At 65.6% G+C, this 24,621-nt stretch carries 18 protein-coding genes; 8 read left to right on the forward strand and 10 right to left on the reverse strand.

The window, feature by feature from the left end:
* The 4 genes from E4L96_RS11010 to E4L96_RS23660 all read left to right on the forward strand — a co-directional run.
* The coding region (locus E4L96_RS11010; RefSeq protein ID WP_135207267.1) for a class I SAM-dependent DNA methyltransferase at positions 1-453 on the forward strand (453 nt) is incomplete at its 5' end.
* 112 nt (positions 454-565) lie between these two features.
* Positions 566-1,090 (forward strand): hypothetical protein, encoded by a 525-nt coding sequence (locus E4L96_RS11015; protein WP_135207268.1) that lies wholly within the window; start codon positions 566-568, stop codon positions 1,088-1,090.
* A 77-nt stretch (positions 1,091-1,167) separates the two neighbouring features.
* Positions 1,168-2,292, forward strand: coding sequence for a DUF2863 family protein (locus tag E4L96_RS11020; RefSeq protein WP_135207269.1), 1,125 nt, complete (start codon positions 1,168-1,170; stop codon positions 2,290-2,292).
* A gap of 109 nt (positions 2,293-2,401) precedes the next feature.
* Entirely contained in the window at positions 2,402-2,551 is a 150-nt protein-coding gene (locus E4L96_RS23660; RefSeq protein ID WP_167758661.1) for a hypothetical protein, read from the forward strand.
* A 17-nt stretch (positions 2,552-2,568) separates the two neighbouring features.
* On the opposite strand, the gene E4L96_RS23965 is transcribed toward E4L96_RS23660, so the two are convergent.
* The 4 genes from E4L96_RS23965 to E4L96_RS23670 form a co-directional block, all read right to left on the reverse strand.
* Complete coding sequence (locus E4L96_RS23965; RefSeq protein ID WP_135207270.1) at positions 2,569-3,900, reverse strand: erythromycin esterase family protein; 1,332 nt, start codon at positions 3,898-3,900, stop codon at positions 2,569-2,571.
* Between the two features lie 27 nt (positions 3,901-3,927).
* Positions 3,928-4,629: a phosphoribosyltransferase gene (locus E4L96_RS23970; RefSeq protein ID WP_135207271.1), complete on the reverse strand. Its 702-nt coding sequence runs from the start codon at positions 4,627-4,629 to the stop codon at positions 3,928-3,930.
* 84 nt (positions 4,630-4,713) lie between these two features.
* Positions 4,714-5,571 carry an S-formylglutathione hydrolase gene (fghA, locus tag E4L96_RS11035; RefSeq protein ID WP_135207272.1) on the reverse strand — a complete coding sequence of 286 codons (858 nt, stop codon included), beginning with the start codon at positions 5,569-5,571 and terminating at the stop codon, positions 4,714-4,716.
* A gap of 94 nt (positions 5,572-5,665) precedes the next feature.
* Positions 5,666-5,842 (reverse strand): hypothetical protein, encoded by a 177-nt coding sequence (locus E4L96_RS23670; protein WP_167758662.1) that lies wholly within the window; start codon positions 5,840-5,842, stop codon positions 5,666-5,668.
* A gap of 612 nt (positions 5,843-6,454) precedes the next feature.
* Here E4L96_RS23670 and E4L96_RS11040 point away from each other — a divergent pair.
* A complete protein-coding gene (locus E4L96_RS11040) occupies positions 6,455-8,551 on the forward strand; it encodes an ATP-dependent helicase (RefSeq protein ID WP_135207273.1) in 2,097 nt (698 codons plus the stop codon).
* A 273-nt stretch (positions 8,552-8,824) separates the two neighbouring features.
* Here the strand turns inward: E4L96_RS11040 and E4L96_RS11045 are convergent, their stop codons facing one another.
* Complete coding sequence (locus E4L96_RS11045; RefSeq protein ID WP_229414396.1) at positions 8,825-9,448, reverse strand: phosphohydrolase; 624 nt, start codon at positions 9,446-9,448, stop codon at positions 8,825-8,827.
* Positions 9,449-9,579: 131 nt separating this feature from the next.
* Between E4L96_RS11045 and glpD the strand changes: the two genes are divergently transcribed.
* Positions 9,580-11,118, forward strand: coding sequence for a glycerol-3-phosphate dehydrogenase (glpD, locus tag E4L96_RS11050; protein ID WP_229414398.1), 1,539 nt, complete (start codon positions 9,580-9,582; stop codon positions 11,116-11,118).
* A gap of 130 nt (positions 11,119-11,248) precedes the next feature.
* Here glpD and E4L96_RS11055 read toward each other — a convergent pair whose 3' ends face one another.
* Complete coding sequence (locus E4L96_RS11055) at positions 11,249-13,900, reverse strand: M1 family metallopeptidase (RefSeq protein ID WP_135207274.1); 2,652 nt, start codon at positions 13,898-13,900, stop codon at positions 11,249-11,251.
* A 158-nt stretch (positions 13,901-14,058) separates the two neighbouring features.
* On the opposite strand from E4L96_RS11055, the gene E4L96_RS11060 reads away from it, so the two are divergent.
* Positions 14,059-14,685: a glutathione S-transferase family protein gene (locus tag E4L96_RS11060; protein ID WP_135207275.1), complete on the forward strand. Its 627-nt coding sequence runs from the start codon at positions 14,059-14,061 to the stop codon at positions 14,683-14,685.
* A gap of 97 nt (positions 14,686-14,782) precedes the next feature.
* Here the strand turns inward: E4L96_RS11060 and E4L96_RS11065 are convergent, their stop codons facing one another.
* The 4 genes from E4L96_RS11065 to E4L96_RS11080 form a co-directional block, all read right to left on the reverse strand.
* On the reverse strand, positions 14,783-15,247 hold the full coding sequence (locus E4L96_RS11065; protein WP_135207276.1) for a hypothetical protein: 465 nt from the start codon (positions 15,245-15,247) through the stop codon (positions 14,783-14,785).
* Entirely contained in the window at positions 15,244-15,651 is a 408-nt protein-coding gene (locus E4L96_RS11070) for a hypothetical protein (RefSeq protein WP_135207277.1), read from the reverse strand. Before E4L96_RS11070 ends, E4L96_RS11065 begins: the two co-directional genes overlap by 4 nt.
* A 219-nt stretch (positions 15,652-15,870) precedes the next feature.
* Positions 15,871-16,737 (reverse strand): CheR family methyltransferase, encoded by an 867-nt coding sequence (locus E4L96_RS11075; RefSeq protein ID WP_229414397.1) that lies wholly within the window; start codon positions 16,735-16,737, stop codon positions 15,871-15,873.
* Positions 16,725-21,635, reverse strand: coding sequence for a HAMP domain-containing protein (locus E4L96_RS11080; protein ID WP_135207278.1), 4,911 nt, complete (start codon positions 21,633-21,635; stop codon positions 16,725-16,727). Before E4L96_RS11080 ends, E4L96_RS11075 begins: the two co-directional genes overlap by 13 nt.
* 322 nt (positions 21,636-21,957) lie before the next feature.
* Between E4L96_RS11080 and E4L96_RS11085 the strand changes: the two genes are divergently transcribed.
* The coding region (locus E4L96_RS11085; protein WP_135207279.1) for a CHASE domain-containing hybrid sensor histidine kinase/response regulator family protein at positions 21,958-24,621 on the forward strand (2,664 nt) is incomplete at its 3' end.

Genomic DNA, 24,621 nt, shown 5'->3' on the forward strand with positions numbered 1-24,621 from the left:
CGGCGTCTCGTGGGCGTGGACTTGTCGGCCGCGATGCTGGAGCGGGCGCAGGCGCGCGGGCTGTATGACGTGCTGGCGTGCGCGGAGCTCACCGAATTCCTGCGCGCTGCGCCCGCGCGCGCGGCGTACGACGTGATTGTGGCGGCCGACGTGCTGGTCTATCTTGGCGACCTGCAGCCGCTGTTCGCCGCCGCCGGCAGCGCGCTGCGCCCCGGCGGCCTGTTCGCGTTTTCGGTGGAGCGCGCCGAAGGCAGCGTGGCGGGCACAGGCTATCTCCTGCAGCCATCCGGCCGCTACGCCCATGCACCGGCCTACATCGACAGCCTTCCTGGTTTCGAGCTGCTGGCCGCCCATTCGGCCACCCTGCGCCAGGAGCGCGGCGTTCCCGTCGACGGCATGCTGTACGTTCTTCGTGCGTCGGGCTTTCTTACAGGCGCGCACGACGCGTCTTGAGGTCCCTCAGCTAACTGCTTGATTCCGCTCATAAATCTCACACATTGTCACCTGCGGCATGCATCTTGCATAGCAACTTCCCCAACTGAGTTTGCCTGCAAGGAGAAGTATCGTGCCCTCCCGATCCGGGATTCGTCTGCTGGCCGCGCTGGGCGGCGTGCTGCTGGTGCTGGCCGCCATCGCACATGAGCGGGTGGCCGAGCGCTGCTTTGAAAAAGGCGGCCGCTGGCGGCTGACGCGAATGGCCTGCGGCACGCGCACTGCACAGGATGAGCAGGGTGCCGCGCTGCGCCACGCGATCGACCAGGAATTCCGCCACCGCCGGGATGCGCGCATGCTGAATGGCCCCGGCGGCGACCGCAATATCATTAGCGATGTCGTGGAGGCGCAGATTCCGCCCGGCACCCGGCTGGACCGCGCGGCCACCCTGCTGCGCCACGCCGGCTTCCAGCTCGACACCCAGCAGCCGTGCGGCACAGGCGCGCCAGCATCGAGCCAGTGCCTGCGCGCGCGCATCGACGACTATGCCTTCGCCCTGTTCGGCAGCACGGCCGTGCAAGTGGTGCTGGAGTCCGAGGCCGGCCGCCCCATCGTGCGCACCCTGTCGGCGGAGATCGTCGTCGAACGCTCGCTCTAGGTCGTCCCCGAGCATCCCACAGCGTCCCAAAGCGTCACCACCCCGCAGTGCGGGGCCGCTGCCATTACAATGACGGCATGGCCAAGCACAAACACCACCCACCCGTCAGCGCGCCCAGGCAGGACGCGCCCACCGACCACGAAGCCGACGCGCAGGAACTCGCCGACCTCGCGCTGGCCACCGCGCGCCGCAAGGCCACGCAGGAGGAGCTGGCCCGCGCCGTGCGCCGCCGCCTGCTGGACCGCCATGACGACGTGCTCTACGACGCCCTCGAACTGGCGCGCGGCATGGCCGACCGCACCTTCGGCCTGCTGCGCGAAACCATCGAAGAACACAGCGCCACCGTGCTGCTGCGCCGCGAGGGCGCGCCGGACATGGAGATCAACGCCTTTGCGATCCCCGTCTTCGTGCGCAGCACCGGCGGCCTGACAGCCGGCCAGGCGTTCCAGGACCAGGCCGCCTATGCGCAGGTGCTCGACAGCCTGACCAAGGCCGGCCTGGAAAGCCCGAAAGCGAAGGTGGTGCTGGTCCAGCACTGGTACGACCTGGCCGAATTCGACCGCATCACCTACAGCCGCCTGCACGAGATCGTGCGCGAGGCCGGTGCCGCGATGACCGACAAGAAGCTGCGCCCCGTGCCGCTGCTCGAACGCAGCATGAGCGGCTGGGCACCGGCGGGCTTCGAAGCGGGCGACGCCGCGGTGGAGCTGCGCTTCCTGCTCGGCTTTGCGCTCAAGCGCGCCGACGATCCGTTCTACGCCGTGCCGAAAGACGAAGCCCTGGCCGACGTCTACTTCGAACAGCGCATGGCCAGCTACCGCGCGTGGACGCAGTCGATCGCGCCGCAGGTTGCACGCCTGCTGGCACCCGAGGGCGCGGGCCTGGAGCTGAACTTCCTGTACCAGGACCTGTTCTACGGCGCCAAGGCGCAAGCATTGTCCGAGCTGTTCGTGCTGCAGCTGCTGTCCGATGTGAATGGCGCCTGCGAGGAGGCGGGAATTGAACCCGCGTCCGCGCGCGCGTCGGTGCGCCTGGTGGATGATGAAGGCGATGCGATCCTGCTGGTGGAAGTGGATGGCCCCAACGCCCAGCGCCTCGCCACGGCCGAGAAAATCCTGGAGCCGGACGCCGACGTCGCCGCCGACATCGCTGACCTGGAAGACGCGCTCGCCACGCTAGGCTTAAGTTTTTCTAATCCTTAGGCCCGCGTATTTCTCGTTTGAACGATTTCCCTCCTGAGTAGACAATGTATTCACGCTCAGCCCTGGCCGCTGAGCGTTAATTTCAGTTGTCGCTCAATAGGAGGGAATCATGACGCTTCGCCCAGCTCCAGCCGTCCCGTGCGGCGCCGTCCGCTGTTCGACTCAATCGACTCAACCGACGCAATCGACCAAGTCGCCGCAGGCGCAATTCATCCGCACGCTGGCACGCCTGCTCGCGCCCCTGGTCTTCATCCGCTGACCGCCCACGAGAGTTCACTACAGCCCGGACGGAAACGTCTCGGGCGCCTCGCCGCGCTGGTCCGCCGGGGACTCCAGCGGTTCCACGGCCTCGGTTTCGTCGATGTGAATCATCGCGTCGAATTGGTCGGTGAGCCGCGCGTGGAAGTAGTGGCTCTGCCGCTCGGTGCGCGGTAGGTAGACCACGCCGATCGCCCGTTGCAGGCGCCCCTCGTGCAGCGCTTCGGTGGCCTGGTTGCGCTCCCGCAGGTTCACCGAAAAGCGGTCCAGCCCCACCTGATGGAAGATGTCTTCGTAGCTGTGCGGCAGGCCCGGGTTCACCCGCTTGCGCTGCGGCGGTTCGTCCCACGCGGATGCGGCGGTGACATAGCCGTGATAGGTCGAGAAGCCGATCAGGCGCACATCGTCCTTGCCCCAGTGCTCGCGCGCGAGCTGGCCCACATTCCATTCGCCGAGCCGCCCGACTTCCGTCGCCCGCGCGTCGCCGATGTGCGAGTTGTGCTCCCACACCACCAGCTTGGGCGGCTTGCCCGCCTGCGCGCCCAGGTGCTCGTCCAGTGCCTCCAGGGTCTCGGCCATGTGCCGGTCGCGCAGGTTCCACGACGAGACGCGTCCGCGGAACATGGTGCGGTAGTACTCCTCCGCGTTGAGCACCAGCCGCGCATTCTGCTGTGCGGCGAAGAAGGCATCGTGGCCCGCTGTCTGTGCGTATTCGGTGGCGCGCGTCTGCAGGTCGCGCAGCTGCTGCAGCACGGCGCGCTCGCAGGAGTCGGACATGCCAATCCCGGTTGCGTAGCCATAGTGCTGGGTGTCTTCCCCGTAGTGGTCAAAGCAGCTGTAGCGCGCCCGCGCCTGGCGCGCGGCCTCGGGATCGGTCTGGTCCAGGAAGCGCAGCACTTCGCTGATCGAGCCGAACATGCTGTACAGGTCCAGCCCATAGAAGCCCACCGTCTCGGCATGCGCGTCGTTGTACCCGCGCAGCCATTCGACGAAGTCCACCACTTCGGTGTTCCGCCACATCCAGGTGGGAAAGCGCTTGAAGCCCTCCAGCGCCTGCTCGGCGCTGGCGTCGTCGGACTCGCCGCGCACGTAGCGGTTGACGCGCCAGGCGTCCGGCCAGTCGGCTTCCACGGCCACGCCGGTGAAGCCTTTTTCCAGGATGAGGCGCTGCGTGATCAGCGCCCGCTCGTGATAGAACTCCTGGGTGCCGTGCGTGGCCTCCCCGAGCAGCACGAAGCGCGCGTTGCCGATTATGTCCAGCAGGTCGTCATAGTCTTTGTGGGAGCCGTCGAGGCGGCGGGCGTGGTGGCGGATCCGGTCGGCCAGCGAGAGATCGCGAATGCTGGGCATGATGCAAACAACCTCCCGGCGCTGCGGCTACCGGATAAATTGGGTCGCCAGTTCGGCTTCCCGTTCCTCTTCCGCCGGGTCCAGGTGGCGGGCCTTGGCCAGCAGCGCCTGCACTTCCTCGTCGCTGGTCTGGTTGAAGTGGGCGTACCACTCGCTCACCGCGCGGAACAGCGGCGGGGCGGACAGGCAGACCATTTCGTCCACCTCGGCCGCGATCATGTCGCGCGATTCGATGGCGCTCACGGGTACGGCGACGATCAGCTGCGCGGGCTTCTGCGCCCGCACGACTTCCACCGCCACGCGCATGGTGGAGCCAGTGGCCAGGCCATCGTCGACCAGGATCACGATCTTGCCGTGCAGGTTGCGCGCCTTGCGGCCGTCGCGGAATAGCTGTTCGCGCCGGGTAAGTTCGGCGGCCTCGCGGTCGATCACCTCCTGCACCTGCTGGGGCGTGATGTGCATTTTCTGCACCACCTCCCGCTGCAGCACGCGCACGCCGCCGCTGCCGATGGCGCCCATCGCGTACTCCTCATGCCCGGGCAGGCCGAGCTTGCGGACCAGCAGGACGTCCAGCGGCGCATGCAGCGCACAGGCGATCTTGAAGGCGACCGGCACGCCGCCACGCGGCAGGGCCAGGACGACGACGTTGGGATTGTCCGCGTACTGGGCCAGCTGGCGCGCCAGCTGGGCTCCGGCATCTTCGCGGTCCTTGAAATGAGTGAACTCCATAGCGTGCCATTCCGGGGTCAGATCCGGCCTGATTATAGGACTGGCGTCTTGACCCGCGCGGCACGGTTGCGCGCGGCAACTCTCTCAGGCCTGCAGCTGCGCAGCGTGGAAGCGAAGGTGATCTTCGATGAAGCTCTGGATGAAGTAATACCCGTGATCGTAGCCTTCGTGGCGGCGCAGAGTCAGCGGCTGGCTGGCCTGCCGGCAGGCCTCTTCGAAGGCTTCGGGGTAGAGCTGCTCGGCCAGGAATTTGTCGCTCAGGCCCTGGTCGATCAGGATGCCGCCGGGGAAGGGCGTCTGCAGCGCTGCCATGAGCAGGGTGGCGTCGTATTGCGCCCAGCGCGACGGGTCGGCGCCTAGAAAGCCGCCGAAGGCCTTCCGGCCCCAGGGGCAGCGGCTCGGCGCGGCGATCGGTGCGAAGGCGGAGACGGAGCGGAACTGGCCGCGGTTGCGCAGGGCCAGTATCAGAGCGCCGTGGCCGCCCATCGAATGGCCAAAGATGCCGACGCGCTGCGGATCGACGGGCAGAAAGTCCTGCACGGCCGCGCGCAGTTCGAGGATGTAGCTGTACATGCGGTAGTGGTGCGTCCATGGCTCTTCGGTGGCGTCCACGTAGAAGCCCGCGCCCACGCCGAAGTCCCAGGTGTCCGCTTCGCCGGGCACGCCGGCGCCGCGCGGGCTGGTGTCCGGCGCAATCAGCACCAGGCCGAGTTCCGCCGCCCGGCGCTGGGCGCCGGCCTTGATGGGGAAAGTCTCTTCAGTGCAGGTCAGGCCTGCCAGATAGAACAGGGCGGGCAGGCGCGCACTGGTGCCCGATGACGCGCCGGCCTGCGGCGGGACGAACACCGAGAACTTCATCGGCAGGCCGATGGCTGTGGAAGCGTGCTGGTAAAAGCGCTGGACGCCGCCGTGACAGGCGTGTTCCGCGATGAGCTCGGGCATGGCAACTCCGCTAATCTAGGCAAAGGGCGCAAGTATGCCGGATTTGGCGCAGGCCGGGGTCCCGCACCCGGCGCCGTCCGCGCCGAGCGGTGGCTCAGCCGCCGCCTATGCCTTCGACGATGCGGCCGGTGCCGCCACACTCAGGGCAGGACTGGCCGCTGGCCAGCTTGCCGGTGCCGCCGCACTGTGGGCAGATGTCTTCGCCGCTGCCGACGGTGCCCGGTTCGGCTTCGTCCCCGGGATTCAGGGGTGGTTTGGCAGGTTCGGTCATGGTCGCCTCGACGGTGGAACGAGGCGTCCATTGTAGGTGGGAGGGAAGGCGAAGGCGTGTTCGTTTCCGCTCAGCAGGGGCGAGCGCTTCTGTGCGGTATGCCGTCAGTGCAATCCTACAGCAGTCCTACAGCATTGTAGGAGTGCGGGCGGCACGACTATACGCCACGACGCGGGCTCAGCACGGCGTTCGTTGGCGCCGATGTCATTTTTATATCGTTCCCAAGCCACGTATACCCTTCGGTTATGCACAAAATGTGCAAATTCGAAAGCGCGCAAAAATTTTTGGCGAGCTCGGGTATTGACTCTTCAAGTGCTTGATTTTAAAGGGGCGCAGGCGATGCCTCAGGAATGGGCATTTTGTTGAAACCCGCATCGGCACTCGCTTCTGGCCTGTCAAGGGCACCTTTTCCACAAAGTTATTCACACTCGCTGTGGATATCGGGAAAAGACCTTACAGGACAGCCACTTAGCGCGCTGGGCTGCCACGATGTTGTCACAGTTTGTAGGAATGTTCCGGTACGAACTTCAACGCGACTTGCACAATCATACTGGATAAATGTACAGTTGTGCCAGCTGTTTTCAACCTTTCTTGTCTCTTCAGTTTCCCGCCATGTCCGAAGTGCTCGACCTTCCCGCCGCTCCCGCCGCCACCGACCCGTTTGCGGGCCTCAATGAGAACCAGCGCGCCGCCGTCGAGCATGACATCGGCGCTGCGGTCTCGCGTCCGCTGCTGGTGATCGCGGGCGCGGGTTCCGGCAAGACCAACACGCTGGCCCACCGCGTGGCGCGCCTGATCGCCAGCGGAGCCGATCCCCAGCGCCTGCTGCTGCTCACCTTCTCGCGCCGCGCGGCGCAGGAAATGACGCACCGCGCCGGCTCGGTGCTGCAGAAAGTGATGAAGCTCTCGCCCAGCGCCGCGCCGACGTCGCTGCCGTGGGCGGGCACCTTCCACGCCATCGGCGCGCGCCTGCTGCGCGAGTATGCGGGCCGCATCGGGCTCGACGAATCCTTCACCATCCACGACCGCGCCGATTCCGAGGACCTGATGGGCCTCGTGCGGCACGAGATCGGCCTCACGCAAACGCAGAAGCGCTTTCCGCTGAAGGGCACCTGCCTGTCCATCTATTCGCGCGTGGTGAACAGCCGCGAGCCGCTGGAGGATGTGCTGAAGTCGTCCTTCCCGTGGTGCTGCGAGTGGGAAGAGCAGTTGAAGAAGCTGTTCGGCGCCTACGTCGATGCGAAGCAGGAGCAGAACGTGCTCGATTACGACGACCTGCTGCTGTTCTGGGCCGAGATGGTCGCGGACGAAGAGCTGGGCCGCGAAGTGGGCGGCCTGTTCGACCATATCCTGGTGGACGAGTACCAGGACACCAACCGCCTGCAAGCCGCCATCCTGCGCGGCATGAAGCCGAATGGCGACGGCGTGATGGTGGTCGGCGACGACGCGCAGTCGATCTATTCCTTCCGCGGCGCCACCGTGCGCAACATCCTCGACTTTCCCAAGGAGTTCGGGCTGCCCGCGCAAGTGGTGACCCTGGACCGCAACTACCGCTCGACGCAGCCGATCCTCGATGCGTCCAACGCTGTCATCGAAGCGGCGCTGGAGCGGCATGCCAAGACGCTGTGGACCGACAAGATCTCGACGACCAAGCCGCAACTGGCGCTGATCCCCGATGAAGCCGAGCAGGCGCGCTGGGTGTGCAACCGCGTGCTCGAACACCGCGAGGCGGGCGTGGCGCTGATCGACCAGGCGGTCCTGTTCCGCGCCGCCAGCCATTCGGCGGCACTGGAGCTGGAACTCATGCGGCGCAATATCCCGTTCGTGAAGTTCGGTGGCCTCAAGTTCCTGGAGGCGGCGCACATCAAGGACGTGCTGGCGGTGCTGCGCTTCGCCCAGAACCCGTCTGGCCGCATGGCGGGCTTCCGCGTGCTGCAGCTCATTCCGGGCATCGGCCCGGCCACGGCCACGCGGTTGCTCGATGCGATGGGCACCTCGTCCGCGCCGGTGGAAGCGGTGGAAGCCTTCGACGCGCCGGCCAAGGCGGGCGGCGAGTGGCAGGCCTTCGTGGACCTGTACCGCTCATTGCGCGCGCCCGGCCTGCGCTGGCCCGCGGACATCGACCTGGTGCGCGCGTGGTACCTGCCGCACCTGGAGCGCATGTACGACGATGCCACCGTGCGCGTGGCGGACGTCGAGCAGCTGTCCCAGCTCGCGGGTGGCTACGGTTCGCGCGAGACCTTCCTCGCCGAGATCACGCTCGACCCGCCGGAAGCGACCAGCGACCGCGCCGGACCGCCACTGCTGGATGAGGACTACCTGATCCTCTCGACCATCCATTCGTCCAAGGGGCAGGAGTGGAAGTCGGTGCATGTGCTCAATGCGGTGGATGGCTGCATCCCGTCCGACATGGCGACCGGGAACCAGGCGGACATCGAGGAGGAGCGCCGCCTGCTGTATGTGGCTATGACGCGGGCCAAGGAGCACTTGCACATCGTGGTGCCGAACAAGTTCTTCATCAAGCAGCAGGCGCAGATGGGGGACCGGCACGTGTACGCGCAGCGCACCCGCTTCATCACACCGGCCATGCTCAAGCACTTCGAGGAGACGGTCTGGTTCAACGCGGACACGCCCAAGGACAAGCAGAAGCCGATGCCCGAAAGCGTGCGCATGCTGGTGCGCGACCGGGCCCGCAGCGCCTGGAAGTAGCTGGAAGGCGAGGTACTTATCCCCCGCAGCGAGGGTTTGTAGGAATTTTCCGCATCGCCATGCAGGACTAAGGACTAATACCACTTTAAGTCCTTGATTTTGTTGATCTAAATTTTTGCCTTCAGAACGGGCAATTTGTCGAAAAGCCCGTCGTTTCGGGCTGTTTGGCTTGTCAAGTGGCGGTTGTTCACATCGTTATCCACAGTTGTTGTGGATACTTTGAAAACATCAATCAAATCCGCGACTTAGCGTTGACCAGACCTTCCGCGCACGTCACCCGGCGCTTTGCCGCAGTGCCGCAAGCTGCTCCAGGAAGCGTTCGCACGCGAGCTTGGCGGGCCAGGGTTCCCACGGGGTGCCGCCATAGTGCGCGTGCAGCGGGTCCTCGTCGACCGGTTCGATCGCGATCTTCAGCGTGCGGCGTACTTCCTGCGCGGACCACCCGGCCACGTGCACCGCTTCGCTGGCGGCGGCCAGGCGGTCGGCGCGCTTGTGCAGGGCGTGCTCGGTGCGGGTCCAGCGCGGCAGGCCGTAGCGCAGGAACACCGCGTTCTCCAGCCGCGCGGTGAGCTGGCGAAAGCCGTCGCCGAGAAAAGGCTTGATGACGGAGATGGCGTCAAAGCCAAGCAGGCCTTCCTCCGCATCGTGCAGCAGCTCGCGCAGTTCGACCAGGGGATCAAGGGGGGCGGTGGACATGGCGCGGCGCAGATAGAGCACGCTGATGGAATGCTGCGCCACTGACAGCGGATGCGGCCAGGCCGAATGTCCGCCCCAGCGGAAGGTGCGGGCCAGGCCGAGGGCCAGGTCTTCGTCATCCCAGTCGAAGGGCGTGGGGTCGAGCAGGTCGAGGCGGCGGCCGGAAGGCATGCGCACCCAGGCGCGGACGTCGGGCTTCATGTGCGGCAGGGGGAGGTGGACATCATGCGACATTGTAAGCTGTTGCAAGCTGGACAACACGCCAGCGCTCACGATAGCATCTCGGCTTTGCCTGGCGCGCCACGCTCGGCGCAGGGACTTGGGTGAATCGAATGCTGGAGCAGATGCTGGACCGGATCGAATGCGATGTGCTGGTGGTGGGCGGAGGCGTCAACGGCACCGGCATCGCGCGCGACGCGGCAGGGCGGGGGCTGAAGGTCGTCCTGTGCGAGAAGGACGACCTGGGTGCGCACACCTCGTCCGCATCGAGCAAGCTGATTCACGGCGGCCTGCGCTACCTGGAGCACAAGGAGTTTAGGCTGGTGCGCAAGGCGCTGCGCGAGCGCGAGGTGCTGCTGCAGTCGGCGCCGCACATCATGTGGCCGCTGCGCTTCGTAATGCCGCACGACGCAGGGCAACGGCCGGCATGGATGATCCGCGCGGGGCTATTCCTGTATGACCATCTGGCCAAGCGCGACTTCCTGCCTGGCTCGCGCGGGGTGCGTCTGGACCGGCATCCGGCGGGCGCGCCGTTGCAGCCGGCGTTCCGGCGCGGCTTCGAGTATTCCGATGGCTGGGTGGACGATGCGCGCCTCGTCGTGCTCAACGCCGTCGATGCGCGCGAGCGCGGGGCGACCATCCTGACGCGCACCATGTGCGGCCATGTGCAGCGCGGACCACAGCGCTGGGAGGCGCGGCTGGCCGACCTGCACGGGCGGCGCATCGACGTCTCGGCGCGCTGCCTGGTGAATGCGTCCGGGCCGTGGGCGGAAACCTTCCAGCGCATGGCGGTGGGTACCCCGTCCGACGTGCCGCATGCGCTGCGGCTGATCAAGGGCAGCCACATCGTGGTGCCCAAGCTGTTCGATCATCCCTACGCCTACATCTTCCAGCACCCGGACGGGCGCATCGTGTTCGCGCTGCCGTATGAGCGGGACTTCACTCTGATCGGCACGACGGATGTGGACTTCACGGGGAACCCGGGCGACGCGGCCATCGGCGCGGACGAAGTGGGCTACCTGTGCGAGCTGGCGAGCCGCTACTTTGCGCAGCCGGTGACGCCGGCCAGCGTGGTGTGGAGTTTCGCGGGCGTGCGCCCGATCCTGGAAGACGCTTCACGTTCGGCGTCCGCTGCTACGCGCGACTTCCGCCTGGACCACGACACCAACGGAGCCCCCATGCTGACCGTCTGGGGCGGGAAGATCACCACCTTCCGCAAGCTCGCGGAGCAGGCGGTGGACTGGATCGCGCCCGCGCTGGGGCATGAGGCTCCGGCGTGGACAGAGCATGCGGTGCTGCCGGGCGGCGACCTGTTTGGCGCGCAGCCTTCGAAGCGCAGCGTGCTGGAATTCGAGACCTGGATGCGCGGGCGGCAGTTGCGCTATCCGTGGCTGTCGCAGGGGCAGTTGCTGCGCTATGCGCGTTCGTACGGCACCCGCATGGCGAAGGTGCTGGAGCATGTGCGTGGGTTGTCCGACATGGGGCCGGAGATCGTGCCGGACTTGTATGCGGCGGAGGTGTACTACCTGATGACGCAGGAGTTTGCGCAGACGGCCGAGGATATCCTGTGGCGGCGCACGAAACTGGGGCTGCACGTGCCGCCGGGCAGTGTCGAGGTGCTGGAGCGCTGGATGCGCAAGGAAGCCAGCTAGCCGGGCGTGCGGGCGCTGCTTGCCACCAGAAGGTAGCGCAGGCTGATCTCGTCAACAGCCAGCGCAAAAGAAAATCGCGGGATGCCGCGTCGCCGAGCAACGCTTCATCCCACGATTATGTCACTGCCGATTACTTGTGCGCCGCCAGCCAGGCATCGATCGCAGGCAGGCGCTCATTGCGCACCTTGATGCGGTACTGGATGTCCGCCACCGCGGTATCCGCATCGCGGCGCGAGGTCGGCGCCAGGTTGGCCTGCGCATACGAGGTCAGCTTGGTCACCATCGCCGGGTCGGTCGAGCCGCTGGCCAGGCGCGGGTAGTAGCGGCTGCGCGAGGTCGAGTCCACGCGTTCGTTCACCTTGCCCATGTTGGCGATCGCGAAGTCATATGCCATGTCCGGATGGCGACCCGCCACCACGCCGATCATCGACGCGCTGTTGGTCACGCCCGGTTCGTCGGTCAGCGCCAGTTCCAGCGCGCGCTTGGCCAGCGCCGGGTCCTTGGCAGCGGCCAGCATGCCGTAGTAGTTGTCCTTGATGAGCGGCGACTTCTCGGCCATCGCGGCGGCATGCAGCTGGTCCCAGGTCGCGGCATCGGCGTTGGTCGCCACCACGGACAGGATGGTCTTGCGCAGCGGGCCCGGCACCGCGGACGGGTCGGTTCCCTGTGCGGCATAGCGGCGGCGCGCTTCCGCGATCACAGCGCTGTCGTTCATCTCGCTCAGCACATAGATCAGCGAAGAACGCAGATTGGCGATGGTGTCGGCCTCGCCCGCGCGTGCGGTCCAGCCGATCTGCGCCAGCACCGGTGCCAGGCGTTCGATGGCATATGCGTCGAATACCTTCTGGCGCGCCGCATCGGCGCCGTAGTAGCCGTGGATGCTGCGGAACACACCGGCCACGCGCTCCCACACCTGCGGCTCGGCGGACAGCGGTACGTTGCTGGCCACGTCCAGCACATCGGACGCGCTCTGGTAACCCGCCACGCCGAGCGCCCAGCTGTCGGCCAGCACGCCCAGCTGGTCGATCGGCTGCAGCTTGGCGAAGTCGGTGGCGACCTGCTTGAAGGCCGCCGGCGCGTACAGCGTGCGGTAATAGCCCGCCTGGCCACTGTTCACGACCACGGTGCCGCAACCCGGCACGCTGAACGTGGCCTTGCCGTTGACGACCGTGCGGCCCGCAGCCTTCGCGCCGAGGGTCTGCGCGACCACCGGCACGTGCCAGGCCAGCGCTTTCCGGGTCGGTTGGTCGCGGCTGAATTCAGCCTGTTCCAGCGTGACTTGCGAGGCGCCGCCCTTGCAGGCGATGTCGGTCACGCGCAGCATCGGCACGCCCGGCTGCAGGGTGAAGTCGTGCGCGATCTGCGTGATCGGTTTTTTTGCGGCCTTCTCGATGTGTTGCCACAGGTTGTCCGAGACGGTGTTCGAGTAGGCGTACTGCTTCATGTAGCTGCGCACGCCGTTGCGCCACGCATCCTCGCCGACGTAGTTCTCCAGCATGCGGATGACCGACTCGCCCTTCTGGTAGGTGATGTCGTCGAAGGCCTGGCTGGCCTGCTCCACGGTCTGGACGTGCTGCACCACCGGGTGGGTGGTGGCGACGGAGTCGCGGAACATGGCGGCATCGCGCACGCCGACGGCGCTCAGGTAGGTCTTCCACTCGGGGTGCAGCTTGGCCGACATGCGGCTTTCCATCCACGAGGCGAAGCCTTCGTTCAGCCACAGGTCGTCCCACCACTGCATGGTGACCAGGTCACCGAACCACTGGTGCGCCATCTCGTGCGCGGCGATCGAGAACGAGGCTTCCTTGTCCGACTGGGTGGAGATGGCCGGGTCCAGCAGCAACGCGTATTCGAAGGTGAAGATCGCACCCCAGTTTTCCATCGCGCCGAAGAACTGGCTGCGGCCCGGTGCGGCCACGTTGTCCAGCTTGGGCAGCGGGTACTTCACGCCGAAGTAGTCGTTGTATTCCTTGAGGATGTCCTTGGAGGCGTCCAGCACGAACTGCGCTTGCGGGGCGCTGCCTTTCTTGGTCACCACGCCCAGCTCCGTACTGCCCACCTTCGCGGTGGCGCGGTCGAACTCACCGAGGCCAAAGAACAGCAGGTAGGTGGACATCTTCGGCGAGCGGCCGAACTGCACGTGCTGGCGGCCGTCCGGCAGCGTGGTGGTCTTTGTGGCCGGCATGTTGGAGATGGCCATCTGGCTGGCCGGGACGGTCACGTCCAGCGTGAAGGTGGCTTTGTAGTTCGGCTCATCCCACGATGGGATCATGCGGCGCGCGTCCGAGTTTTCGAACTGGGTGTACAGCGCGCGCTTCTTGCCGGCCGGGGTGTCGTAGTCGATGGAGAACAGGCCCACGGCCTGGGTGCCGATCAGGCCCGTGTAGTCCATGGCGAGCTTGTAGGCACCGGGGGCGATGGGGCGGCCGAAGTCGAAGGTCGCGGTCTGGGCCTCGTTGTCCACCTTGGCCTTGCCGGGCAGCGCTTCGCCCTTGCCATTGACCGGGGTGAGGGTGACGCTGCCGAAGCTCATGTCCAGCTGGTTGAGCGTGAGCGTGCTGGTGGCCTGGGTGACGTTCAGCGTGATCGTGACCTTGCCGCTGAAGGTGCTCTTGGCGGCGTCCGGCGTCAGCGAGACATCGTAGTGGGTCGGCGTGGCGCTGCGCGGCAGCTGGGTGGTGGCTTGCGCGGTGGCGGCGCTGTGGGCTGGCGCGGCGAACGTGGGTGCGGACGACAGGGCCACCAGTGCCAGGACGGCGGCCGAGATCATGGTGCGATGCATGCTGGATCCTTGTGTAATGACGTCAGCCACGGCCGCGGCGGCCCGGCTCGAACCCGGCGAATCTATAGCCAAAGCGCGTAAAGTGTCAAACGTATGCATGTTGTAGTGGCGACGCAGGCATCGGCTATCATCGTGGCCTTCATACACAAGGGGACAGCATGAAGCTCTATACGACGGCGAAGGCGCCGAATCCGCGGCGCGTGGTGATGTTCATGGCCGAGAAGGGGATCGAAGGGTTGGAAGAGGTCCAGGTCAACATCATGGCGGGCGAGCATCGCGCTGATTGGTACCGGGCGAAGAACCCGGCGGCGCGGGTGCCGGCGCTGGAGCTGGACGATGGGCGGGTACTGAGCGAGACGCGGGCGATCTGCACGTATCTCGAAGGACTGCATCCGGGGTCCAACCTGATGGGCGAGACCTTCGAGGAGCGGGCCTTCATCGAGGAGGCGGACCGGCGCGTGGAGCTGCTGCTGTTCCTGCAGATCGCGAACTGCATCCGCCATACGCATCCGGCGCTGGCGGTGCTGGAGCAGCCGCAGTTCAAGGACTACGGCGTGTCGCAGGGCGAGAAGCTGCGCGAGACCGCGAAGTGGCTGGACGGCGTGCTGGCCACGCAGCCATACGTTGCGGGCGAGCGCTTCACCATCGCCGACATCACTGCCTTCTGCGGCCTCGAATTCGCGCGCGGTTTGCTGAAGTACCGTCCGGGCGAAGAAGGCCTCACTCACCTGCAGGCCTGGCGCGACCGCATCGCCGCCCGGGCCTCGGCGCAGAAAGCCTACTGACGCAAAGGTCGCGGAGCACCTGCCGCTTTTCGAGTGCGAGAGGTTATTCATCCCGGATTGCGTCCGTGATGAAGATGTTCAGCGGCGGCCAGAGCGCTCAGCGCAAGATTGATGGTGTGCTCATGCGCTTGATAGGGCGGCAGCGCTCATCCAGCGCGTATCGGCTTGTGCCCAAGTGCAGGATGCCGGACCGGATTTCAAATCTTCCTTCGAACGTCGCGCTCTGCCACGTCGTCTCGCATGTTGCGAGGTTGAGAAGGGATACGGTTCGTTGGCTGCCCGAGTAAGTTGACACGATCAATTGACCACGCGAGGTGATGGCCAGCGGTTCTTCAATGATATCCAGGTCAAATGAGCATGCCCCGACCGTGATCGGGCCGAGCCAGGCGGACGCTTGCTTTGAATCGTCCGCAGGGCCGAGATCCGCGGTGATGTCGCCCGCCTGAACTGACGACCCGTAGGGCTTCAGAATCTGCACGCCGCAATTTTCAGCCGCGTTCGCGAAGGCAAGCGTCGTCGCGAACGCTATCAGGACCAGTACCGCTACTGAGCGACTTTTCATAGTTTCGCTGCGTAGAACTGAACTTTAGGCCAGTCTGAGCGCCGCCAGCTGAAGTTGAGGGATGTTTTGCGTTTTCCGATGCCGCCAAATTGGCCCCAATAGCCAATCGGGTATCGGCCAGAATTGGATTTGACGACGACTGCCAGGTGTCCATGTCCAGTCGCTTTCAATCCTGCGATGACGAACTCGCCGCTGTTTGCGCGTGTCGTCGCGGTTGCAGGATCCGCGCCCAGGTTCTGCCATCGGGCGCTGTGGTCGAGGTAGTCAATAATCTGGTTCGCCTGACCAAACAACTCAATAGACAGGTCAGTGGCGACCGCTTTGACGAACCCGCTGCAGTCATATTTGTGCGCGGGCCAGTGCTGCTCGCACGCCGCCATGACGGGATCTGGAATGTCTGCCATCTTCCCCTCCTAAGACCAGGAATGTGGCGATTCTAGGCACGCTAAATGAGCGAATCTTGAGATGCATCATGCGCAGCGATTCGACATGCAATGCGTTGCGGAGAAGCGTCAAATTGTCGAGGTCTGGTGCGTGATAACGGAACGGCCCCGTGCGGGCAGCGAGTACTCGGGCGTGGGCACAGCGGCGTGCCCATGGTCGGCACGCGCCTGCGCCTTGGCTCATTGGATCCGCTTGTACCAGGGCACCGACGGGATCAGCTGCTGGTACTGCGACGCCAGCGGGTCGGTGCCGTCGAAAGGGCGGTCGAGGTTGATCACGCCGAACAGGCAGAGCGATTCGTGGAACAGCCGCAGGACGCGCTGCCGCAGCACCGGCCCCAGGTCCGGCAGCATGCGCCGCGCGATGATCATCTGGAACTCGTTGGGCGAGGCATCCGTCACGATGTTGTACTGCGACCAGGTGATGCGCGCGCGTAGCGTCTCTACCAGCGTGGCGCGTTTGCCCTTGATGTCGAAGTAGCCCGCCAGGTTGGACCGCCCGCCACTCTTGAGATAGTTCTCCTGGTACTCCGCCATGCGCTCCAGCGGAATCGAGGCCTCCAGCGCCTCGCGCAGCAGCTCCTCGGTAGCGACCGTGGCGAAGATCTCGGTGCGCGCGTGCAGCTGCTCCTCGGCCAGCAGGATCGCCAGCGACCACGCGGCCTCCGCGCCCGCGCAATCGGGCATCCACACCCGCGGCACCGGCGAGGCATGCAGGCAGGCCAGCGCGATGCGCGTCAGGCGCGCCTGCTCAGGGTCGTCGAACAGCAGCATCGGCTGCACCGCCAGGGCGCGCAGCAGCTGGTCCGCCACGCCCGCCTCGTGCAGCACTGCGTTCTGCAGCAGCGACACGGTGGCCAGGCCGCGCTCCTGCTGCACCGCGTGCACCTTGCGGCGCACCGTCATGCGGTCGTAGGCGCGATAGTCGTAGCCGAAGCGCTGGCGCAAGGCCTCCAGCAGGAGTTCCAGTTCCAGCTCTTCGGTCAGGAGCCCGGCCGGTTCGTCACCGGAGGACTCGATGTGCGGCATGTACGTCAATGCAGCCACACCCGCATCAGGGACAGCAGCTGGGCCACATCCACCGGCTTGGTGATGTAGTCGGACGCACCGGCCGCGATACACTTGTCGCGGTCACCCTTCATCGCCTTCGCGGTCAGGGTGATGATCGGCAGGGAGCGGAACTTCGGAATGCGCCGGATCGCGCGCATCGTGTCGTAGCCGTCCATCTCCGGCATCATGATGTCCATCAGGACGATCTCGATGCTCGGGTCCTTCTCCAGCACCTCGATGCCATCGCGCCCGTTCTCGGCGAACAGGACCTGCATCTGCTGGCGCTCCAGCAGGGTAGAGAGCGCGAAGATGTTGCGCAGGTCGTCGTCCACGATCAGGACCTTGCGGCCCGCCAAGCCGCCGTCCTGCGCATGGATCTCTTCCAGCATCTTGCGCTGCGCCTCCGGCAGGCTGGCGTGGGAACGGTGCAGGAACAGCGCCGTTTCATCCAGCAGGCGCTCGGGCGAACGCGCATCCTTGATGACGATGGTCTTGGCGTACTTCTTCAGCTTGGTGACCTCGTTGCGCTTCAGCTCCTTGGCGGTGTAGATCACGATCGGCAGGTCGCGCAGGTTCTCGTCCTTGCCGATCACGTCGAGCAGCTCGAAGCCGCTGATGTCCGGCAGCGTCAGGTCCAGCACCATGCAGTCGAAGGGCTGGGTGCGCAGGGCCTCCAGCGCCTTCTCGCCGTTTTCGACCGCCACGATGCGGATGTCGCGCGCGCCGATCAGGTTGACGATGGAGTCACGCTGCGCTTCCTCGTCGTCCACCACCAGCAGACTGCGTTTGCCGCCCAGGAGGAACTTCTGGATGCGGCTGAATTCCTCATGCAGCGCTTCCTTGGTCACCGGCTTGTTGAGGTAGGAGATCGCGCCCGAACGCAGGGCCTTCTCGCGCTCGCGCATGGACGACATCACGTGCACCGGAATGTGGCGGGTGCTCGGGTCGCGCTTCAGGCGGTCCAGCACCGTGAAGCCGTCGATGTCCGGCAGGTCCAGATCGAGCAGGATCGCGGACGGCAGGTAGTCGCGCGCCAGCGACAGGGCCGAGTCGCCCATTTGGGTGACGATGCCCTTGAAGTTCTTCTCGCGCGCATAGTCCAGCACCACCTTGGCGAAGCGGTCGTCGTCTTCGATGATCAGGACCGACGGGTCACCCGGCGCCACCAGGCCGCGGTCGTCCAGAAGTCCGCCCGTTTCATACAGCGGCTGGGCGATCTCGTCGACGACCACTTCGGCCGGCAGCACTTCGATGTCGGAGGTGGGGGCGGCATACACCACCTGGGCTGGCGGCGGCAGCTGCGCGGCAGGGCGCGCGGCGACCGCCTGGCGGCTCATGTCGTAGTTGATGAAGCCCGCGCGGTTGTACGGCAGGTACAGGGTGAAGGTGGAACCGACGTTGACGATCGACTCCACGCGGATCTCGCCGCCCAGCAGGCGGGCCAGCTCGCGCGAAATCGACAGGCCCAGGCCCGTGCCGCCGTACTTACGTGCGGTGGAGCCGTCGGCCTGCTGGAACGCCTCGAAGATCAGCTGCAGCTTGTCCGCCGCGATACCGACACCGGTGTCGCGCACCGAGAACGCCAGCACCGCATCGGCGTGGCCGAGGTTCGGGTGGTCCGGGCTCCAGCCGCCGGTCACGACGCTGATTTCCAGCGCCACGTGGCCATGGCTGGTGAACTTGAAGGCGTTGGACAGCAAGTTTTTCAGCACCTGCTGCAGGCGCGTGGTGTCGGTCATGACGGACCCCGGCAGGTTCTCCGTCAGCTCCACCGAGAAGCCGAGGTGCTTCTGCTCGGCCATGTGGCGGAAGGTCCGCTCCACGTAGTTGCGCAGGGTAGCGAAGCGGTACTCGGAGACGTCCAGCGTCACGGTACCGGATTCGATCTTCGACAGGTCCAGGATGTCGTTAATGAGGGTCAGCAGGTCGGAGCCGGAGCCGTGGATGGTCTTCGCGAATTCCACCTGGCGCGCCGACAGGTTGCCCTCCGGGTTGTCGCCCAGCTGCTGCGCGAGGATCAGCAGCGAATTCAAAGGCGTACGCAGCTCGTGCGACATGTTGGCCAGGAACTCGGACTTGTACTTGGAGGACAGGGCCAGCTGGGTGGCTTTCTCTTCCAGTGCCAGCTTGGCCTGTTCCACCTCGCGGTTCTTGCGTTCCACCTCGATGTTCTGTTCCGAGAGCAGGCGCGCTTTCTCCGCCAGCTCCTGGTTGGTCTGCTGCAGCTCCTGCGCCAGCGACTGGGACTGGGTCAGCAGCGACTCGGTCCGGGAGTTCGCCTCGATGGTGTTCAGCACCACGCCGATCGATTCCATCAGCTGGTCCAGGAACGACAGGTGGGTCTCGGTAAAGCGGTCCAGCGACGCGATCTCGATCACCGCCTTGACCTGCTGCTCGAACAGGATCGGCAGCACCACGATGTTGTTGGGCGGCGCCGCGCCCAGGCCCGAGGACACCACGATGTAGTCGCGCGGCACGTCGGTCAGCCAGATGCGGGTCTTCTCCAGCGCGCACTGGCCCACCAGGCCTTCGCCCGGCAGGAAGGAGGTCGGCAGCTTGCGCGAGGAGCGGTAGCCGTAGGAGGCGATCATGCGCAGGCGGGCGTCGGACTCCTGCGAGTCCATCATGTAGAACACGCCGTGGTGCGCGGACACCAGCGGCGCCAGCTCGGACAGGATCAGCTTCGTCACCGCCTGCAGGTCGCGCTGGCCTTGCAGGAGTCGGGTGAAGCGTGCCAGGTTGGTCTTCAGCCAGTCCTGCTGCGCATTCTTCTGCGTGGTCTCCTTCAGGTTACGGATCATCTCGTTGATGTTGTCCTTCAGGTAGGACACCTCGCCGCGCGCTTCCACCTGGATGGAGCGGGAGAGGTCACCGCGCGTCACGGCCGTTGCCACCTCGCCGATCGCGCGCATCTGGTTGGTCAGGTTCGCCGCCAGCTGGTTCACGTTCTCGGTCAAGTCCTTCCAGGTGCCGGCCACGCCGGACACGTTGGCCTGGCCGCCCAGCTTACCTTCGGTACCCACTTCACGCGCCACCCGGGTCACCTCCGACGCGAAGGAGGACAGCTGGTCCACCATCACGTTGATGGTGTCTTTCAGTTCCAGGATCTCGCCCTTCACGTCCACGGTGATCTTCTTGGAGAGGTCACCGCGCGCCACCGCGGTCGTCACCGCCGCGATGTTACGCACCTGGCCCGTGAGGTTGGACGCCATGAAGTTCACGTTGTCGGTCAGGTCCTTCCAGGTACCGCCGACGCCCGGCACGTAGGCCTGGCCACCGAGCTTGCCTTCCGTACCCACCTCACGCGCCACACGGGTCACTTCGGATGCGAAGGAGGACAGCTGGTCCACCATCACGTTAATCGTGTTTTTCAGTTCGAGAATCTCGCCCTTGACGTCCACGGTGATTTTCTTGGAGAGGTCACCGTTCGCCACCGCGGTGGTCACGTCCGCGATGTTACGCACCTGCGCCGTGAGGTTGCCCGCCATCGAGTTCACGCCGTCGGTCAAGTCTTTCCAGGTACCCGCCACGCCCTGCACGTTCGCCTGGCCGCCCAGCTTGCCTTCGGTACCCACCTCCCGTGCCACGCGGGTCACTTCGGAGGCGAAGGAGTTCAGCTGGTCCACCATCACGTTGATGGTGTTCTTCAGTTCCAGGATCTCGCCCTTGACGTCCACCGTGATCTTCTTGGAGAGGTCACCGCCCGCCACCGCGGTGGTCACCTCCGCGATGTTACGCACCTGGCCCGTGAGGTTACCCGCCATCGAGTTCACCGAGTCGGTCAAGTCCTTCCACGTGCCCGCGACACCTTTCACCTGCGCCTGGCCACCGAGCTTGCCTTCGGTACCCACCTCCCGCGCCACCCGGGTCACCTCGGACGCGAACGAGGACAGCTGGTCCACCATCACGTTGATCGTGTTTTTCAGTTCGAGAATCTCGCCCTTCACGTCCACGGTGATCTTCTTGGAGAGGTCCCCGTTTGCCACCGCGGTCGTCACCGCCGCGATGTTACGCACCTGGCCTGTGAGGTTTGCCGCCATGAAGTTCACGTTGTCGGTCAAGTCCTTCCACGTGCCCGACACACCCGGCACGTAGGCCTGGCCGCCGAGCTTACCCTCGGTACCCACCTCACGCGCCACCCGGGTCACCTCGGAAGCGAAGGAACGCAGCTGGTCCACCATCACGTTGATGGTGTCCTTCAGTTGCAGGATCTCGCCGCGCACGTCCACGGTAATCTTCTTCGACAAGTCGCCGTTCGCCACGGCGGTGGTCACCTCCGCGATATTCCGCACCTGCGACGTCAGGTTACCTGCCATCGAGTTCACCGAGTCGGTCAAGTCCTTCCAGGTGCCGGCCACGCCCTTCACCTGCGCCTGGCCGCCCAGCTTACCCTCCGTACCCACCTCGCGCGCCACGCGCGTCACTTCGGAGGAGAAGGAGGAGAGCTGTTCCACCATGGTGTTCGCGGTGGTGGCCGCGCGCAGGTACTGGCCCTTCAGCGGGTGGCCGTCCACTTCCAGCGCCATGGTCTGGGACAGGTCGCCCTTTGCCACGGCGCCGATCACGCGCGCCATCTCGGTGGTCGGGCGCACCAGGTCGTCGATCAGCGTGTTCACGGAACTGACGATGGTGCCCCAGCCGCCGCTCATGTTGGGGACCGAGGCACGCTGCGTCAGGCGGCCTTCGCGGCCCACGATGCGCGACACTTCCGTGATCGTGTTCTTGAGCTTTTCCTTGGTCTCGATGATCTCGTTGAGCGTATCCGCGATCTTGCCGGACATGCCGGTCCAGGTGTCGGGCATGCGGACGGTGAAGTCGCCCTTCTTCACGGCCATCAAGGTTTGCAGCAGCAGCTTGACGTCCAGTTCTTCGGCGAATTCAGACATGTTGTTCATGAGGGGCGCCTCGTGTACTCGGAGAAAAAAATGATGAGGAAGAGAATGGCCAGTGCCAGGTCAGGCGGAAGACGATACACCTGTGGCACAGGCAGCTCAAGGAAAAAATGTGATCGTTGGCATCTTGGCCAGTGCTTCAAATCGGTTCAATTTTCTACTAGGAAATCCCAACGCGCGATCTTAATGGCAGAAATTTTTCCACGTCGCACGATTCGCGATTCCACACGGCATTAACAGACTCTGCTATCGTCCGAGCCTGCGCCGCCATGGGTGCTACCATGGCGGCGGTCCGTGCCTCTTTTTCGTATTGACAGGGCTTCTGATGACCCAAGCCAATCTGCGCCTGACCAGCCTGCGCGGCGCTGCCGGGCAGGGGCTGTCGCGCTTTCTGCTCTGGGGGATCGGCGTGGCGCTGGCGCTGGCCGTGGGCCTCGGTCTTTACATGGGCGCGGCGCGCACCGTGGAGGACGACGCCCAGCAGCGCTTCGATGCGGTCACGCGCTCGGCGCAATACAGCCTGTCGGCCCGCATCCGATCCTACACCGATGTCGTGCGCGGGGTCGTCGCCCTGTTCCAGGCGGCCGACGAACCGGTCACCCGCGCGCAGTTCCACCGCTATGTGGAAGGCCTCGGCGTGCACGAGCATTTCCCGGCCATCGAGACGCTCAACTACGCCATCGCCGTGCACGACTCGGAGCGTGAGGCCTTCATCGCCGCCGTGCGCAAGGGCCGCAGCCTGGATCCGCAGGGCTACCCGGACTTCACCATCAAGCCGCCCGGCCAGCGCCCCGGCTACACTGTACTGACATATATAGAGCCGATGGCGCCGTTGAAGGAGAAATTCGGCGTCGACATCTCCGCCAATCCCGCCATCGCCCGCGCGCTGGAGCATTCGCGCGACACCGGCGAGGTGTCCGCTTCCGGCCAGCCGATCGTGGTGAGCCGGCCGGTGCCCCACATCGGCCTGGGCATGCGCCTGCCGATCTACCGCAGCGGCATGCCGCTGATCGACGTGCGCACCCGCCGCGCCGCGTATATCGGCTCGGTGGGCGTCGGCTTTGCCATTCCCGCGCTGGTCCAGTCCACGCTGGACGAGATGGCGGTCCGCCAGGTCCACCTGACGCTGTACGCCGACGCCTCGGCCACGCCAGAGCAGCGCAGCCTGGCCATCGAACAGACCGACCGCCTGCTGTTCAACGACGACGGCTCGCTGGACGACCCGCGCCAGCGCGCGCGGGCGCCCAGCTCGGAGTACTTCGAGACGGTGCTGCCGGTGGACTTCAACGGCAGCCTGTGGAAGGCGCAATTCCGGGTCCGCAAGGTGGACATGTACTCGGGCTTCGATTTCTACTTCCCGCTGGTGGCACTGCTGGTGGGCTTTGCCGGCACCACCCTGGTCTATGCTTATTTCTTCACCCTGTACCAGTCGCGCCGTGGCGAGATCGAACAGCGCCTGCTGCTGGACACGGTGCTGGACAGCGTCGACGCCCACGTCTACATGAAGGACCGCGACCGGCGCTACCTGTACATCAACGCGCGCACCGCCGCGGCCATGGGCAAGAAGTCCGAGGAGGTGGTGGGCAAGCTCGATACCGAGGTGCTGCCGCGCGATCTGGCCGACTACTACTGGGAGCAGGACAGGCCGGTCTTCACCAACGGCCAGCACCAGACCACCGAGGGCGAGTTCGTGCTCCCGGACGGCACCGTGCTCTACCTGTGGACGGTCAAGGTCCCGGTCATTATCGACGGCGAAGTGCGCGCCATCATCGGCCTGTCGACCGACGTGACGGAGCTGCACCGCCTGAAGGCGCAGGCCGACGAGGCCAATCGGGCCAAGAGCAACTTCCTGTCCAACATGAGCCATGAGATTCGCACCCCGATGAACTCCATCATCGGCATGTCGCATCTCGCGCTCAAGACGGTGAAGGACGCCAAGCAGCGCGACTATCTCGAAAAGATCTTCCATTCGAGCCAGCACCTGCTGGGCATCATCAACGACATCCTCGACTTCTCGAAGATCGAGGCGGGCAAGATGGAGCTGGAGGTGCTCGACTTCAGCCTGGACAAGCTGCTGCAGAACGTGGCGCACCAGCTGGGCGAACAGGCCGAGGCCAAGGGCCTGGCGCTGGAGTTCGAGGTGGCCCCGGGCACCACCCCTCAGCTGCGCGGCGACCCGCTGCGGCTCGAACAGGTGCTGCTCAACTTCGTCAGCAACGCCATCAAGTTTTCCGACCGCGGACCGATCGTGCTGCGGGTGCGCGAGCAGGCGCACGACGAGGTGCGGGATGCCGCGCCCGACGAGGACAGCCTGCTGGTGCGCTTCGAGGTGCAGGACAGCGGCATCGGCCTGACCCCGGACGAAATCGCGGACCTGTTCCAGTCTTTCCACCAGGCCGACCCCTCGACCACGCGGCGCTACGGCGGCACGGGCCTCGGCCTGGTGATCAGCAAGCAGCTGGCGGAGCTGATGGGCGGCGACGTGGGCGTCGAGAGCCAGCCGGGCCAGGGCAGCACCTTCTGGTTCACCGCGCGGCTGGGGCGTGGCCGCAACTCCCTGCCGTCCGCCGCCGAACCGGTGCAGAAGGACGTGATGGACCAGATCCGGGGCGCCAAGATCCTGCTGGTGGAGGACAACATCTTCAGCCAGCAGGTGGGCCAGGAGCTGCTGGAGGACGCGCAGGCGACCGTGGTCGTGGCCAACAACGGCAAGGAAGCCATCGACTTGATGCACAAGGAGCGCTTTGACTGCGTGCTGATGGACGTGCAGATGCCGGTGATGGACGGCTTCGAGACCACCCGCATGATCCGTTCCGACCCGCGCCTGAAGGACGCGCTGGTGATCGCGATGACCGCCAACGCGGGCCGCGAGGATCAGGCACGCTGCCTGGCCGCCGGGATGGACGAATTCGTGACCAAGCCGGTGGCGCCCAAGGTGCTGTTCGAGGTGATCGCCATGGCCCTGGCCCAGCGCCCGCAGCGCCTCGGC

Origin of the sequence: Zemynaea arenosa, from assembly GCF_004614185.1 — a bacterium.
Lineage (GTDB): Bacteria > Pseudomonadota > Gammaproteobacteria > Burkholderiales > Burkholderiaceae_D > Telluria > Telluria arenosa.

Excerpts from the sequence above, each read along its gene's own strand:
- E4L96_RS11055 (WP_135207274.1), bottom strand. The coding sequence starts at position 13,900 with ATGCATCGCACCATGATCTCGGCCGCCGTCCTGGCACTGGTGGCCCTG.
- E4L96_RS11080 (WP_135207278.1), bottom strand. The coding sequence starts at position 21,635 with ATGAACAACATGTCTGAATTCGCCGAAGAACTGGACGTCAAGCTGCTG.
- E4L96_RS11020 (WP_135207269.1), top strand. The coding sequence starts at position 1,168 with ATGGCCAAGCACAAACACCACCCACCCGTCAGCGCGCCCAGGCAGGAC.
- E4L96_RS23965 (WP_135207270.1), bottom strand. The coding sequence starts at position 3,900 with ATGCCCAGCATTCGCGATCTCTCGCTGGCCGACCGGATCCGCCACCAC.
- E4L96_RS23660 (WP_167758661.1), top strand. The coding sequence starts at position 2,402 with ATGACGCTTCGCCCAGCTCCAGCCGTCCCGTGCGGCGCCGTCCGCTGT.
- glpD (WP_229414398.1), top strand. The coding sequence starts at position 9,580 with ATGCTGGAGCAGATGCTGGACCGGATCGAATGCGATGTGCTGGTGGTG.
- E4L96_RS11065 (WP_135207276.1), bottom strand. The coding sequence starts at position 15,247 with ATGAAAAGTCGCTCAGTAGCGGTACTGGTCCTGATAGCGTTCGCGACG.
- E4L96_RS23670 (WP_167758662.1), bottom strand. The coding sequence starts at position 5,842 with ATGACCGAACCTGCCAAACCACCCCTGAATCCCGGGGACGAAGCCGAA.
- E4L96_RS11040 (WP_135207273.1), top strand. The coding sequence starts at position 6,455 with ATGTCCGAAGTGCTCGACCTTCCCGCCGCTCCCGCCGCCACCGACCCG.
- E4L96_RS11045 (WP_229414396.1), bottom strand. The coding sequence starts at position 9,448 with ATGAAGCCCGACGTCCGCGCCTGGGTGCGCATGCCTTCCGGCCGCCGC.
- E4L96_RS23970 (WP_135207271.1), bottom strand. The coding sequence starts at position 4,629 with ATGGAGTTCACTCATTTCAAGGACCGCGAAGATGCCGGAGCCCAGCTG.
- E4L96_RS11070 (WP_135207277.1), bottom strand. The coding sequence starts at position 15,651 with ATGGCAGACATTCCAGATCCCGTCATGGCGGCGTGCGAGCAGCACTGG.
- fghA (WP_135207272.1), bottom strand. The coding sequence starts at position 5,571 with ATGCCCGAGCTCATCGCGGAACACGCCTGTCACGGCGGCGTCCAGCGC.
- E4L96_RS11060 (WP_135207275.1), top strand. The coding sequence starts at position 14,059 with ATGAAGCTCTATACGACGGCGAAGGCGCCGAATCCGCGGCGCGTGGTG.